This window comes from Aquabacterium sp. (genome assembly GCF_048860245.1).
Lineage (GTDB): Bacteria > Pseudomonadota > Gammaproteobacteria > Burkholderiales > Burkholderiaceae_C > Aquabacterium.
The window spans coordinates 13,799-27,843 of record NZ_JBLIZW010000115.1; the positions used below are offsets into that span (position 1 = coordinate 13,799).

The window sequence follows — 14,045 nt, forward strand, 5'->3', positions numbered from 1 at the left end:
GCCGGGTTCAGTCTGAGAAGCGACCGCTGACCAACTGGTGGCGCACCGCGCAACGTGCCGCCAGACTCGGGTCGTGGGTCACCATGACCACGGATGTGCCTTGATCGGCCGCCAACTGAAGCATCAAATCGAACACAGTGTCAGCCGTGACGCGATCGAGGTTGCCGGTGGGCTCATCGGCCAGAACGCAAGCGGGTTGCGTCACCAGCGCTCGGGCCACGGCCACACGTTGCCGCTCGCCGCCCGACAACTCTGACGGACGATGCTCGACGCGGTGCCCCAGCCCGACCCGGTCCAGCCACAGGTGTGCCTGCTCGCGTGCCTGAGCCAGTGATTGACGACGGATCATCAGCGGCATGGCCACGTTGTCGAGCGCACTGAACTCGGGCAAGAGGTGGTGAAACTGGTAGATGAAGCCGAGGTGCTGGTTGCGCCACACGCCTTGCTCGGCCGCACTCATGCCTGAGAGGTCCCGGCCCATCAACGCGACGCTTCCGCTGGAGGGGGCATCCAGTCCGCCCAGCAAATGCAACAGCGTGCTCTTGCCTGAACCCGAGGCACCGACAATCGCGACCGTTTGTCCGCGTTGCACCTTGAGATCAACGCCCTGCAGGATCGTGACATCCAGCGCGCCCTCGTGAAAGCGCTTGACCAGGCCCTGAGCAAGCAGGATGGGGGTGTCCGTGTTCATCAGATGTTCAGCAACCAGGCAATGATGTTCTTGGCCACAAAACCGAGCACACCGAAGCCCAGCACCAGGAACAGGACAAAGGTGCCGAACTTGCCCGCTTTGGACTCACGCGCCAGCTGCAAGATGATGAACATCATGTAGAGGATGAAGGCGCTCACGCCAATCGTCATGCCCCAATGCGCAATTTGCTCTTCCGTCAAACCAAACATATCTAACCGTTCATTCGTAACGCAGTGCTTCGGCGGGCTGAACGCGACTGGCGCGCCAACTCGGGTACAAGGTGGCCGCCAGAGACAGCACCAGCGAAATCAGCCCAATCGGGACGATGTCTGACCACTGCGGATCAGAGGGCATCTTGCTGATCAGGTAGATGCTGCCGGGCAGGAAGCTCACACCCAGCATGTGTTCAATGGCTGGCACGATCACGTCGATGTTGAAGGCCACCAGCAAACCCAGACCGAGTCCGCCCAGCGTACCCAAAATGCCCGACATGGCCCCCTGCACCATGAAAATGCCCATGATGGAACGGGGGCTGGCACCCAACGTGCGCAGGATCGCGATGTCCGCACGCTTGTCGGTCACGGTCATCACCAGCGTGGACACCAGATTGAAAGCCGCCACGGCCACGATCAGCGTGAGGATGATGAACATCATGCGCTTTTCGACCTGAACGGCATCAAACCAGTTTCGGTTGGTGTGCGTCCAATCGCGCACGATGTACTGTGCCCCCAGGGACTGGGCCAGTTCGTTGGCCACGGTGCGGGCCTGTTGCGCGTCTTTGAGCTTGAGCTGCACGCCCGTCGGGCCACCGGTGCGGAACAAACGCGCCGCGTCGTCGGCATGCATGAGCACCAGGCCGCTGTCATATTCGTAGTGACCGGCATGGAACACACCCACCACGGTGACTTGCTTGAGCCGGGGTACCACACCCGCCGGCGTCACCTGCCCGCTGGGCGCCACCACGGTGAGCGGATCACCTTCACGCACGCCCAACGATCGGGCCAGTTCTTCGCCAATGACCACGCCCCACTGTCCGCTTTGCAGGCGGGCAAAGGTGCTTTGCATGGCCGCAGCGAGAGGCGTGACCGAGGCTTCTTCGGCCGGAACGATGCCGCGCACCATCACGCCGCGCATGTCTTCGCCGCGGGCGATCAGGGCCTGAGCCGGCACGAAAGGCGCTGCACCGATGACGGCCGGGTTCTGCCGCGCCTGGTTGGCAACCGCCTGCCAGTCCAGCAACTGGCTTCCGTAGGCGTCGTACACCTCAATGTGGGCCACGACAGAGAGCATGCGGTCACGCACTTCTTTTTGGAAACCATTCATCACCGACAGCACGATGATGAGCGCCGCCACCCCCAAGGTGATGCCCAAAATGGACACCCCGGAGATGAAAGAAATGAAACCGTTGCGACGTGCAGAGCGGCTGGCGCGCGTGTATCGCCAGCCCACGCGCCATTCATAAGGCAAGTTCATGGTGTGGGAAGTGTACTCATTCGATAATCCCGCCTTATGCCTGCGTCTTCTTTGTCGTCTTCTGTTGCCCCCCCGCACTGGGTCATCCCGTATGCGGCCAGTCTGTCCGAGCCTTGCGTACAGGCTCTGCCTCACCTGGATCGATTGCCGCTGCCGCATCTGCGTCGGCTGTTAGAACAACTGCGCCCCCTTTCAACGCAGATCGGCGACGAATACGCCCTGTCCATGCCACACGAGCGCGTGCTGGCGACCGCCATGAACTGGCCCCTGGATGACGGTCATCAGCCTTGGGCCAGTTGGTGGGCCCGGCAAGATGGCCTGACACTGGACCCGGACAAGGCTTGGGGCCTGCTGAGCCCTGGGCATTGGTTGATGGGGCGCGACCACCTGACGCTGCTGGATCCCGAATCGCTCGACTTGAGTCCCACAGCGTCCCAGGCGCTGATGGAGGCCATTCGTCCGCTGTTTGAGGAGGACGGCTGGACCCTGCTGTGGGGCGCTCCCACCCGCTGGTACGCCGCACATCCGACGCTGGAAGGGCTGCCCACGGCCTCGCTGGACCGTGTGGTGGGCCGCAACCCCGATGTCTGGCTGACCGATCATCCTCAGGCACGCACCCTGCGCCGGCTGCAAAGTGAGGTGCAAATGCTGCTGTATCAACACCCCATCAATGATGAAAGAGAAGCCTCGGGGCTGCCCTCTGTGAATTCATTTTGGCTATCGGGCGTGGGTCGCCCCCCTCAGGTCCAGGCAGTACCGGAACACATCCACGTGTGCCCCCAACTCCGTACAGCCCTGTTGACGGACGACATGCCCAGTTGGCTGGAGGCGTGGACGCAACTGGATCGAGACGTCCTGGGGCCGCTTTGTGAGCGGCTGGACCGGGAGGAGCCCTTTCAACTCACGATGTGTGGCGAGCGTCAAGCCGTCACACTCGCCACGGTGCCTGCAGCGGGCTGGGTTCGCTCGTGCTGGCAAGGCATCCAGCGGCTGTGGCGACCCAAGCCACAGCCACTGAGCAGCCATTTGCGTGCGCTTTGAGCCCGCCGCACCACCCTCATCCGTTACAGCCCCCTGCCCGACAAGGACGTCATGAAACTCACCGCACGAGACGTGCCGCCACGCTCCGCCTGGTCGCTGGAACAAGCTGGCGTACACCCTCTTCTGGCTCGCCTGTTTGCAGCACGCGGCATTCAAGCCATGGAGGAGCTGGATGACAGCCCTGCTCGCCTGCTCCCCCCCAGCGATCTGCTGGGGGCCAAGGAAGCGGCCATCTTGCTGGCGGACGCCATCTCGCAAGGCCAGCGTCTGTGCATCGTGGCGGACTACGACTGCGATGGCGCAACCGCCTGTGCCGTGGGTCTGCGAGGTTTGCGCATGCTGGGGGCGCAGCCGCATCAGCTGAGCTATGTGGTGCCCGATCGTGCGGTGCATGGATATGGGCTGACGCCCCCCATCGTGGATTTGGTTCAGGCTCAGCGGGCAGATGTGCTCATCACGGTGGACAACGGCATGGCCAGTCACGAAGCCGTTCGCCTGGCCCGCAGCCGGGGCATGCGTGTGGTCATCACCGACCACCATTTGCCGGTCGTGCTGGACAACGGTGAGGTGAGCCTGCCCGAAGCCGATGTGATCGTGAATCCGAACCAGCCAGGCTGCCCCTTCGCCAGCAAAGCCCTGGTGGGCGTGGGCGTGATGTTCTACATCTTGCTGGCCATGCGAGCCGAGCTTCGCCAACGGGGCGTGTTTGACGCCAGCAACCAGCCCCGCATTGATGCGCTGCTGGACTTGGTGGCGCTGGGGACCATCGCCGACGTCGGGCGGCTCGACACCAACAATCGGCGACTGGTTGCGCAAGGGCTCAAACGCATTCGGGCGGGCCGCATGCAAGCCGGCATGGCTGCACTGTATGCGGCGGCAGGCCGAGACCCATCCCGCGCCACCAGTCAGGACTTTGGCTTTGCCATCGGTCCGCGCGTCAACGCAGCCGGACGCCTCGCCGAAATGGGCTTGGGCATCGAATGTTTGCTGACCGATGATCCGGTACGGGCGCAAACACTGGCGCAACAGCTCGATGCCATCAACCGGGAACGTCGGGATCTGGAATCCGGCATGCGTGAGCACGCCGAATCCCTTCTGGAGTCTTTGATGCCGGAAGGCGATCCGCCCCCTGCCCTGACCCTGTTCGATCCCGACTTTCACGAAGGGATCGTGGGCATCGTCGCATCACGTTTGAAAGACCGCTTGCACCGCCCGACCTTTGTGTTTGCATTGGGACAGGATGGTTTTCTGAAAGGGTCCGGCCGATCCATTCCGGGCTTTCACCTGCGAGACGCGCTGGACTTGATCAGCAAGCGCCACCCAGGCTTGCTGCGCAAATTTGGGGGGCATGCCGCGGCCGCAGGATGCACGATTGCCGAAGAAGACATCGACACCTTTGAAGAGGCTTTAGCTCGCATTGCGCACGACGGTCTGGATGCCAGCTTGCTGGCACGTCAACTGGCCACCGACGGCCCACTGGACGCGCAATGGTTTACGCCAGAAACCGTGGCCCAACTGGATGCCGCCGTGTGGGGCCCGGGCTTTGATGCGCCCGTGTTCAGTGACCACGTGGAGGTGCTGGGGCAACGTCTGGTGGGCGAACGACACCTGAAACTCAGTTTGCGCGTTCAAGGCCAAGTCCGAGACGGCATCTGGTTTGGTCGCACGGAGCCCTTGCCCGCCCAAGCGCAACTGGCTTTCCGCCTCAATCTGGATGAGTTCCAGGGACGGCAGCGGGTGCAAATGGTGGTGGAGGGCGCCGCCGACTGAGCCTGAGCAAGGCTCAGGCAGGCTCAACGATAGGCGTTGTTCAGCGCGCGAGCGGCAGGCGACTGCCCAAGCGAGCCATAGGTGTCGGAGGACTGGTCAGGGAACAAAGCCCCCAAGGTGCGCCCCAATGAACCCGTGGCCTGATGCACAGCGGCTTGTTGCCCCTGAATGCGTGTCTGCACTTGAATCAGGCGCTGCCGCAATTCTGGCGACAAGGGCGCAACACCGGCCCGCGCGGCTTCGCTGAAAACATCCAGCGATTCGGACAGGCTTTTTTGAAATCGAAGGCTTTGCGCCTCGATTTGAATGGGATCTGCAGAAACGAAAGCCGCATCCAAGGCGTCAAGGCATGACTGAATATCAGCAACACGCGCCAATACTCGGTCATGCACAGAGTGACGATCCATGCCAGCTTTCTTTCAGATCAGGCTCAAGCAGCTTGGCGCGGTTGCAGCAAGTCGCGTGCGTTGCTGATCAGCTTGTCAGCGATCACTTCCGCATTGACTTCGTAAGTGCCGTCGTCAATGGATTGCTTGACGCTGGACACCTTGCCCGCGTCAAAATCGCCGGCCTGACCGGCCATCAGCCCAGCGGCTGCAGCAGACAGTGTGACGGTTGGACTCTGGCCAATACCCCCATCCGATGACTTCGCCTTGCTGGACGAGGTCGTCGTGGTGGCCCCCTCGGTGCGGGGCGCGATACCGCCTAACGCCTTATCTAATGGGTTGCCAATCTTCATGATGTACTCCTTGCCCCGGTCAGTTCCAGGTGCTCACACAGGCCTTATCGGCGAGCGAGAACCAGACTTTAATGCCCAAATGGGCATACCCCGCAGGTACGGGGGATTTTCCGGGATGCGGGACAACGGTATCACAATATGAGTTCAGCGACACGTTCTGCAACAGGTTGGGCGCACACGATGCGACCATTATCCATGCGGATGCGGGCGCACTGACCTTCGTCTCCATGGGTGAGGGCTGTGCCTTCGGCCGCGACGGCAAAGCCTGCCCCGCGCACCTTCAGTTGTACGGGGTCCCCGGCAGCAAACCATCGCCGGGCCTTGAAATCATCCTGACGCACGCTCTGGCCTGGCTCCACTTGCCGCAGCACTGTCCGTCCAACCACCTCGCTGAGTTGCATCACGGCTGGCGACGTCTTCTCGGCAAGGTCTACCTCGGCCAGGCGGAAATCAGCGGCGACCACCGGCACGCCTGGACGCAACGGCGTCACGGGAACCAATGCTTCACCCCAGACCTTCACGGTCACAGGCCAAAACACGCTCCACCGAACCGGACCTTGCTCGCAACGCAGGCCCACACGGGTGCGCCCCCACATGGGCGAGCCCGCCGGCATGAAGGGCTGCACCTTGCTGCAAGGCGCCAATTTGAGTCGCGGATCCAACTGCCCCAACACCACTTCAATCCGCCAGGGCTTCTGCCCCACTGGCGCTTTCAATGTGGTCTGCTGCTTGGCCAGCAAATCTTGTACGTAGGCCCCGAGGGCATCGGCCCCTGAAGCATCACTGCCCACAGGCTGCGCTGCGACTGTCAGCGACAGGGCGCTGGCCACGCAGAACATCAGCAAGTGGATGAGCAGCTTTTTCATGGTGCATCCAATGTACGAAGCCACGCCACGCACCTAGGCAAAGAAATACAGCCTGAAAGACTGTTTATTCCGGCTCATGTTTTCGCGCCAGACGATCACCATCGGGGTCAGGCTGCATTGAGGTGTCAGCCATTGCTCGATAGACCAGCCCACCGCGGAGGGCCACACCATGCTGAACCGACTCACTGACTCGCTGAATTTCCAGGCCGAAGCGCTCAATCTGCGCTCCGAGCGTCAGCGTCTGATCGCCAGCAACATTGCCAATGCGGACACCCCCGGCTACGTCGCACGAGATTTCGATTTTGCCCAGGCCCTGCGTCAGGCCACCGGACAAGCATCCAGTGGCAGCAATGCTTTGAGCACCCCAAAACTTCAAATGGCGACCAGCGGCACCGGGCACCTCAACCGCGATGGCCAGCCAGCGGGTAGCCGCACCGCCCCAGATATGAATTACGCCGCGCCTGCGCAAACCAACCTCGACAGCAACTCGGTGGACATGGATCGCGAGCGCGCCAACTTTGCCGACAACACCGTGCACTACGAAGCCACGCTGCGCTTCATCAACTCGACGGTGCGAACGCTCAACACGGCCATCACTGGTCAATAAGACAGTGACAGAAGGAGAGCCCCATGTCGATGTTCAAAATCTTCAATGTCTCCGGTAGCGCCGTCAGCGCGCAATCGCAGCGACTCAATGTCGTCGCATCCAACTTGGCGAATGCGGACACCGTGGCCGGTCCTGACGGCTCTGCGTACAAGGCTCGTCAGGTGGTTTTCACCACGACCCCCATGGGCGAAGTGGGTACCGCAGGTGTCACCGTCAGCAAAGTCACCGAAGACAACACGCCCGGTCGCCGGACCTACGACCCCAAGCACCCTCAGGCCGATGCCGAGGGCTACGTGACCTACAGCAACGTCAACGCTGTGGAAGAGATGGTCAACATGATCGCCGCCTCGCGTTCTTACCAGAACAACATCGAGGTGATGAACACCGCCAAAACACTGCTGAGCAAAACCTTGCAGATGGGCCAGGGCAGCTAAGCCCTTCCCTGTCATCAGCCTCATCTGAATAAGGAACCGCCATGAGCACGACCGCAGTTTCCGGCACCAGCGCCGCCAGCACAAGCAGCACATCCACCAGTGCGACATCGTCAACCGATGCCTCGGACCGCTTCCTGAAGTTGCTGGTGACGCAGATGCAGAACCAGGATCCGCTCAACCCGATGGACAACGCCCAGGTGACCAGCCAGATGGCGCAGATCAACACGGTCACCGGCATCGACAAACTGAACACCACCGTCACGACTCTGAGCAGCAATCTGACGCAAATGCAGTTGCTGCAAGGTGCCAGCCTGGTCGGGCATGCGGTGCTGCTGGAAGGCAATCAACTGGCCTACAACAGCACCACAGGTAAAGCCGGCGGCGGGTATGAACTGGCATCGGCCGCAACCAAAGTGCAGATCGACATCGTCAACTCGGCGGGCACGGTTGTGGACAGCATCACGCAGACCGGCAAGGCGGCCGGTCGCCAGAGTTTCGATTGGACGCCGCCATCCGGCACCGACACCAGCAACCTGAAATTCAAGATCACCGCCACCAGCAACAACACGGCCGTGAAGTCCACGCCGCTGATGACGGACCTGGTTGAAGCCGTGAACACCACCGACGGGAACCTGACGCTCGAGTTGAGCAACAGCGGCAGCACCGCCTACAGCAAGGTCAAGGCCATTTCCTGATCGCTCATCGGTCATCACCCTATACAGCGCAGTCACCCTGAAAGGACATCATCATGGGCTTCCAGCAAGGTCTCTCCGGTTTGAACATTTCCAGCAAGAGCCTGGAAGTGATCGGCAACAACGTGGCCAATGCCAACACCTATGGTGCCAAGGCATCTCGCGCCGAGTTTTCGGACATGTACGCGGCGTCGTTGAGTGGCGGCGGCAGCAACAACATCGGTATCGGCGCACGCATTGGCGCGGTGGCTCAGCAATTCACGCAGGGCAACATCACCACCACAGCCAACAACCTGGACTTGGCCATCAATGGTCGAGGCTTCTTTGCGCTCAAAACCGCTCAGGGTGAAACGGTCTATTCGCGCAATGGTCAGTTCAAGCGTGACGCTGAGGGCTACATCATCAACAACGAGAAGCACCAGTTGCTGGGGCAAGCTCTGGATGAGACCGGCGCACCCGCCGGCCCGGCCGGCTACCCCATTCAGTTGACCAACGACAGCTCCCCACCTCAGGCCGCGACCAGCATCAACATGACGGCCAACCTGAATGCAAGCGCGTCATTGCCCAGCAACAACGCGACCACAGGTGGCATCAGCCTGGATGATTCCAAGTCGTACAACTTCGTGACCTCCCAAACCATTTATGGGACGAAGGGTGCGCCCGTGGCGGTCAATTACTACTTCCGCAAGACGCAAGACGCCGACCCGTCCACAACCCCGGTGACCAACGCCAAGTGGGAGGTGTACATGAGCGCCGACGGCAACACGAATGCCGCCTCGGTCAGCAAAGACGCGACAACTGGTTACCCCCTGCCCGTCACCACACTGGAGTTCAACTCCAGCGGAAAAGTCGTCAGCGGAGGCACCTTCACCATCACCGACTTCCCAGGCGGTGACAACGGCGCCAACTTCCCAACACTGGGCCTGGACCTGACCAACGTCACCGAATACGCCGGCAGCTACGCCGTGACCGATTTGAGTGGTGGCGGCTATGCAGAGGGCAACCTGTCGGATTTCATCATTGAAACCGACGGCACCGTGAAGGCGCGCTACACCAATGGTCAGTCCAAATCGATCGCCCGTGTGCAACTGGCCGACTTCAAGAACCTGAACGGCCTGCAGCCCGTTGGCAACAACGAATGGAAGCCCACCAATTCATCGGGTGAGCCTCTGCCGCTGGGTGCGCCGGGCTCTGGCGTGTACGGTCTGCTGCAAGCGGGCGCGCTGGAAGAATCCAACGTGGACCTGACCGGTGAGTTGGTCAACATGATCGTGGCCCAGCGTACGTATCAAGCCAATGCGCAGACGATCAAGACCGAGGACCAGGTGCTGCAGACCCTGGTGAACCTGCGCTGATCTTGAGGCGCGCTTCGACGAAGTAAAGGACAGACACCATGGACCGCATGATTTACCTCAGCATGGCTGGCGCCAAGATGAACATGCAGCGCCAGGACGTGCTGTCCAACAATCTGGCCAACGTCAGCACCACCGGCTTCCGCGCCGAACTGCAAGCCATGCGCGCGGTGCCCGTCCGTGGCGATGGGGCCAGCACCCGCGTGTACGGACTGGAAACCACCGTAGGCTACGACGACACCTCGGGCCCCCTGACCTTCACAGGCCGAGCGCTGGATGTAGCCCCGCAAGGCAAGTCTTGGTTGACCGTTCAAGGTCTGGACGGCACAGAGGCCTACACACGCGCAGGCTCTTTTCAGGTGAATGCCGAAGGCAACCTGGTCACACAAAGCGGCCTGACGGTGATCGGCGATGGTGGCCCCATCAACATTCCAACCAACACCACCCCTTCCATCGCCCCCGACGGCACAGTGAGTGCCCGCCAAACCAACGGCAAAGTCGTGGGCGTGGGCAAGCTGAAACTGGTCACCCCGGAAGCCAAACTGGTTCGGGGCGAAGACAGTCTTTTCCGATCGGCAGACGGTACTGAGCTGCCTGCGGATGCCACGGCCCGGGTGCAAGACGGGGCACTGGAAGGCTCCAACGTCAACCCGATCGAAACCATGGTGTCCATGATCGCGGCTGCGCGACAGTTCGAAACGCAGATGAAGATGATTCAGACCGCAGAACAGGACGAGAAAGCTGCCGCTCAATTACTGAGTGCCGGCGGCTGATCCGCCCCATGATGCAGCCAATCGACTCGATTGAAGTCAAAGGAGTACGGCCATGATGCGTTCCCTGTGGGTCTCAAAGTCAGGCATGGAAGCCCAGCAAACCCAGCTGGACCACATCTCTCACAACCTTGCCAACAGCTCGACCAACGGCTACAAGCAGTCTCATGCGGTCTTTGAAGACCTGATGTACCAGAACTTGCGGCAAAGCGGCGCCAACAGCTCGGAGCAAACGCAATTGCCCACGGGCTTGCAGGTCGGCCTGGGCGTACGTCCGGTGGCCACGGCGCGCGAGTTCACACAAGGCACGCTGCAACAGACCTCGAACACATTGGACGTGGCCATCCAGGGCCAGGGCTTCTTCCAGATCTCGATGCCGGATGGCACCACGCAGTACACCCGTGACGGCTCGTTCAAACTGGACTCGACGGGCCAGATCGTCACCAACAATGGCTACCCGTTGGCGCCCGGCTTCACCGTGCCACGCGAAGCCAGCAATCTGACGATTGGCAACGACGGCACCATCACCTACACCCTGCCTGGGCAAACCGCCCTGCAGACCTTGGGGCAGATTCAGCTGGCGACCTTTATCAATCCGGCCGGGCTGGATCCCAAGGGGCAAAACCTGTTTGCCGAAACGGCGGCATCGGGGGCACCGCAAACCGGCGCGCCCACGACCTCCAATCTGGGCTCACTCTCCCAAGGCTACGTGGAATCCTCCAACGTGAACGTCGTGCAAGAGCTGGTCACCATGATTCAGACTCAACGCGCTTACGAACTCAACTCCAAGGCCATCCAGACCTCGGATCAGATGCTGCAAAAGCTGGGACAAATGTGATGAACAAGCTGCTCGGATCGTCGCTGGCCGCCTGCATCGTTCTGAGCGGCTGCGCAGCCACCATCGCCCCCAAAGTCGACGTGGTCGAACCCACACAGGCGCGTCCGTCGCCCCAGGCTTATGTGCCCGCCAACAACGGCGCCATCTTTCAGGGTGCAGGCTATCGTCCCCTGTACGAAAACCCGCGCGCCCGAATGGTCGGTGACGTGATCACCATCGTGATCAGCGAGTCGATTTCCGCCAAGCAAGAAAACACCAGCACCATTGAGAAAAAGGCCTCGCTGGATGCGTCCATCTCTGCCCTGCCGCTGATGAACGCCACGCAACTGGCCAAGCTGGGCGCCACGGGCTCGAACAACAACAAGTTCGACGGCACGGGCAAAACCTCGGCCACCAATACCTTTACCGGCACGATCACCACCACCGTGGTCGAAGTCCTGCCCAACGGACACCTGATTGTCTCGGGCGAAAAGCAGATTGGCGTCGGACAGAACGTCGACATCCTGAGGTTCTCCGGACAGGTCGACCCCAACACCATTCAACCCGGCAATTCGGTCACCTCGACCCAGGTCGCCAACGTCAGGGTGGAGCAGACAGGACGAGGCGCCAAGCATGATGTGCAGGGAATAGGCTGGCTTGCCCGCTTCTTTTTGAGCATTTCGCCGTTCTAAAGATCTCCAGAATGGAGCCGACCCCTCAAAGGATTTGGCCCCATGAACACCACCCAACGCCCCTTCAAGCCACTGATTGCCCTGGCATTCCTGGCCGCTTCGGCGTCCATGTGGTGGTCAGCGCCAGCCCAGGCTGTCCGACTCAAGGAAATCGCCGCCGTTCAAGGCGTGCGAAACAACCAGTTGATGGGCTACGGCTTGGTGGTCGGCCTGGATGGCACCGGCGACCAAACCACCCAGACCCCGTTCACGGCCCAGAGCGTCAACGCGATGCTCCAGCAAATGGGCATCACCGTGCCCACCGGCACGGCCATGCAACTCAAGAACGTGGCCGCAGTGCTGGTCACGGCCACCCTGCCCCCCTTTGCACAGCCCGGCCAGGCCATTGACGTCAACGTGTCGTCCATGGGCAATGCCAAGTCACTGCGTGGCGGCACACTGATCGCCACCCCGCTGAAGGGCGCGGATGGCCAGGTCTACGCATTGGCCCAAGGCAACCTGATCATTGGCGGCGCCGGTGCTTCGGCAGGCGGCTCCAAAGTGCAAATCAACCACCTGAGTGCAGGTCGCATTCCGGAAGGCGCCACTGTGGAACGCGGCGTCCCCACGCCCTGGCTGCAAGGCAGCGTCATCCAGTACGACCTGCAATCGGACGATTTCAACACCGCCCGCGAGGTGGCCAACGCCATCAACCGCGCCAAGGGTGCCAACACCGCAGAAGCCATCAGCGGCCGCAGCATCCGTGTGAGCCTGCCGACCCAACCCGGTGAACGGGTGGCCTTCATGGCAGACCTGGAAAACCTCTCGATCGAGCAAGCCATTCCGGCTGCCCGAGTGATCATCAACGCCCGCACCGGCTCCATCGTATTGAATCAGGCGGTCACCATCGGGCCATGTGCGGTGGCACACGGCAACCTGTCGGTCACCATCAACTCTACGCCGGTCATCAGCCAGCCCTCGCCGCTGTCACAGGGCCAGACCGTGGTCACGGAGAAGGCCGACATCAAGATCAATCAAGAGCCTGGCTCCCTGATCCAGATGCCAGCAGGCACACGCTTGACCGATGTGGTCAAGGCCCTGAACGCGCTGGGTGCCAACCCGCAGGATTTGATCGCGATTTTGCAAGCGATGAAATCAGCTGGCGCCCTCAAAGCTGAATTGGAGGTCATCTGATGAGCATCCAAGGCACCTCTGGCCAGGGTCGAAATGGCCTCACGATGGATTTGCGCTCGCTGGAGCAACTGAAGTCCACGGCGGGCAAAGACCCCAAAGCCGGCATCAAGGAAACCGCGAAGCAGCTCGAAGGCCTGTTCATGCAGGAGCTCATGAAGAGCATGCGCGCCACCACCATGAACTCCGGCATGATGGACAACTCGGGCACCGACATGGGCACCAGCATGCTCGATACCCAGTTGGCCAACCAGATGACAGGCTTGCCTGGCGGCTTGAGCGACGTGATCGCACGCCAGTTGGCGCGCCAGATGGGCGTGAAGACCGATGACGACGGCAGCAACAACACCCTGAAGGGTGTGGGCGATTTGTCCCGTTACCAGATGAGCGCCCCCACACCATCGGCCACAGCCGCTGACACCAGCATCTCGGCCGATGGACGCAAACTGTCCAGCTCCGAGCAATTCGTCCGCAAGCACAAGGCAGCGGCGGACGCAGCAGAACAAGCCACGGGCATTTCCGCCTCCAACATCCTGGGCCAAGCCGCACTCGAATCCGGCTGGGGCAAGCACGAGATCAAGATGAGGGACGGCAGCCCGAGCCACAACCTGTTCGGCATCAAGGCCACGTCGAGCTGGAAAGGCAAGGTGGCCGAGGTCACCACCACCGAATACATCGGTGGGGTGGCACGCAAAGTCACAGCCAAATTCCGTGCGTATGACTCTTATGAAGAGGCCTTCAAGGATCACGCCCGCCTGCTGAGCCAGAGCCCGCGTTACAGTCAAACGGTCGCTCAGGCTGACACGGCGCGCGGCTATGCGCAAGGCCTGCAAAAGGCAGGCTATGCCACCGATCCGGCTTATGCCGACAAACTGACCAAGGTGATCAACACCACCCTGCGTCTGCAACGCACGGCCACCTGAGGCTGACT

The 14,045-nt window shown here is 61.3% G+C and carries 17 protein-coding genes; 11 read left to right on the plus strand and 6 right to left on the minus strand.

Annotated elements, in window-relative coordinates; all coding sequences use genetic code 11:
• Window positions 1–7 precede the first annotated feature (7 nt).
• From lolD to ACMV18_RS12920, 3 genes are read right to left on the minus strand one after another with little or no spacing between them, the layout of a single operon-like run.
• Complete coding sequence (gene lolD / locus ACMV18_RS12910; protein WP_420818180.1) at window positions 8–691, minus strand: lipoprotein-releasing ABC transporter ATP-binding protein LolD; 684 nt, start codon at window positions 689–691, stop codon at window positions 8–10.
• Window positions 691–900 carry a DUF2788 domain-containing protein gene (locus ACMV18_RS12915; protein WP_374256773.1) on the minus strand — a complete coding sequence of 70 codons (210 nt, stop codon included), beginning with the start codon at window positions 898–900 and terminating at the stop codon, window positions 691–693. Before ACMV18_RS12915 ends, lolD begins: the two co-directional genes overlap by 1 nt.
• A gap of 10 nt (window positions 901–910) precedes the next feature.
• Entirely contained in the window at window positions 911–2,164 is a 1,254-nt protein-coding gene (locus tag ACMV18_RS12920; protein ID WP_420818181.1) for a lipoprotein-releasing ABC transporter permease subunit, read from the minus strand.
• A gap of 36 nt (window positions 2,165–2,200) precedes the next feature.
• Here ACMV18_RS12920 and ACMV18_RS12925 point away from each other — a divergent pair, with 36 nt between their 5' ends.
• Window positions 2,201–3,205: a hypothetical protein gene (locus tag ACMV18_RS12925; RefSeq protein ID WP_420818182.1), complete on the plus strand. Its 1,005-nt coding sequence runs from the start codon at window positions 2,201–2,203 to the stop codon at window positions 3,203–3,205.
• Window positions 3,206–3,256: 51 nt separating this feature from the next.
• The gene (recJ, locus tag ACMV18_RS12930; RefSeq protein ID WP_420818183.1) at window positions 3,257–4,975 is read left to right on the plus strand and encodes a single-stranded-DNA-specific exonuclease RecJ; all 1,719 of its coding nucleotides are present in this window, start codon (window positions 3,257–3,259) and stop codon (window positions 4,973–4,975) included.
• 23 nt (window positions 4,976–4,998) lie between these two features.
• Here the strand turns inward: recJ and ACMV18_RS12935 are convergent, their stop codons facing one another.
• From ACMV18_RS12935 to flgA, 3 genes are all read right to left on the minus strand, one after another.
• Window positions 4,999–5,382, minus strand: coding sequence for a hypothetical protein (locus ACMV18_RS12935; RefSeq protein WP_420818184.1), 384 nt, complete (start codon window positions 5,380–5,382; stop codon window positions 4,999–5,001).
• A 23-nt stretch (window positions 5,383–5,405) separates the two neighbouring features.
• A complete protein-coding gene (gene flgM / locus ACMV18_RS12940; RefSeq protein WP_420818186.1) occupies window positions 5,406–5,714 on the minus strand; it encodes a flagellar biosynthesis anti-sigma factor FlgM in 309 nt (102 codons plus the stop codon).
• Window positions 5,715–5,845: 131 nt separating this feature from the next.
• Window positions 5,846–6,580: a flagellar basal body P-ring formation chaperone FlgA gene (gene flgA / locus ACMV18_RS12945; protein WP_420818187.1), complete on the minus strand. Its 735-nt coding sequence runs from the start codon at window positions 6,578–6,580 to the stop codon at window positions 5,846–5,848.
• 169 nt (window positions 6,581–6,749) lie between these two features.
• Here flgA and flgB point away from each other — a divergent pair, with 169 nt between their 5' ends.
• From flgB to flgJ, 9 genes are read left to right on the plus strand one after another with little or no spacing between them, the layout of a single operon-like run.
• The gene (flgB, locus tag ACMV18_RS12950) at window positions 6,750–7,187 is read left to right on the plus strand and encodes a flagellar basal body rod protein FlgB (protein WP_374256785.1); all 438 of its coding nucleotides are present in this window, start codon (window positions 6,750–6,752) and stop codon (window positions 7,185–7,187) included.
• Between the two features lie 23 nt (window positions 7,188–7,210).
• The gene (gene flgC, locus ACMV18_RS12955; protein WP_374256787.1) at window positions 7,211–7,621 is read left to right on the plus strand and encodes a flagellar basal body rod protein FlgC; all 411 of its coding nucleotides are present in this window, start codon (window positions 7,211–7,213) and stop codon (window positions 7,619–7,621) included.
• 41 nt (window positions 7,622–7,662) lie between these two features.
• Window positions 7,663–8,316 carry a flagellar hook assembly protein FlgD gene (locus ACMV18_RS12960; protein ID WP_420818188.1) on the plus strand — a complete coding sequence of 218 codons (654 nt, stop codon included), beginning with the start codon at window positions 7,663–7,665 and terminating at the stop codon, window positions 8,314–8,316.
• 53 nt (window positions 8,317–8,369) lie between these two features.
• Window positions 8,370–9,668 carry a flagellar hook protein FlgE gene (gene flgE, locus ACMV18_RS12965; protein WP_420818189.1) on the plus strand — a complete coding sequence of 433 codons (1,299 nt, stop codon included), beginning with the start codon at window positions 8,370–8,372 and terminating at the stop codon, window positions 9,666–9,668.
• 38 nt (window positions 9,669–9,706) lie between these two features.
• Window positions 9,707–10,438 carry a flagellar basal-body rod protein FlgF gene (gene flgF, locus ACMV18_RS12970; protein WP_420818190.1) on the plus strand — a complete coding sequence of 244 codons (732 nt, stop codon included), beginning with the start codon at window positions 9,707–9,709 and terminating at the stop codon, window positions 10,436–10,438.
• Window positions 10,439–10,490: 52 nt separating this feature from the next.
• Window positions 10,491–11,273: a flagellar basal-body rod protein FlgG gene (flgG, locus tag ACMV18_RS12975; RefSeq protein ID WP_374256794.1), complete on the plus strand. Its 783-nt coding sequence runs from the start codon at window positions 10,491–10,493 to the stop codon at window positions 11,271–11,273.
• Entirely contained in the window at window positions 11,273–11,944 is a 672-nt protein-coding gene (locus ACMV18_RS12980; protein ID WP_374256796.1) for a flagellar basal body L-ring protein FlgH, read from the plus strand. Before flgG ends, ACMV18_RS12980 begins: the two co-directional genes overlap by 1 nt.
• A 42-nt stretch (window positions 11,945–11,986) precedes the next feature.
• Entirely contained in the window at window positions 11,987–13,117 is a 1,131-nt protein-coding gene (locus ACMV18_RS12985) for a flagellar basal body P-ring protein FlgI (RefSeq protein WP_420818191.1), read from the plus strand.
• A complete protein-coding gene (flgJ, locus tag ACMV18_RS12990; RefSeq protein ID WP_420818192.1) occupies window positions 13,117–14,037 on the plus strand; it encodes a flagellar assembly peptidoglycan hydrolase FlgJ in 921 nt (306 codons plus the stop codon). The genes ACMV18_RS12985 and flgJ overlap by 1 nt, the downstream gene beginning before the upstream one ends.
• Window positions 14,038–14,045: the final 8 nt, after the last annotated feature.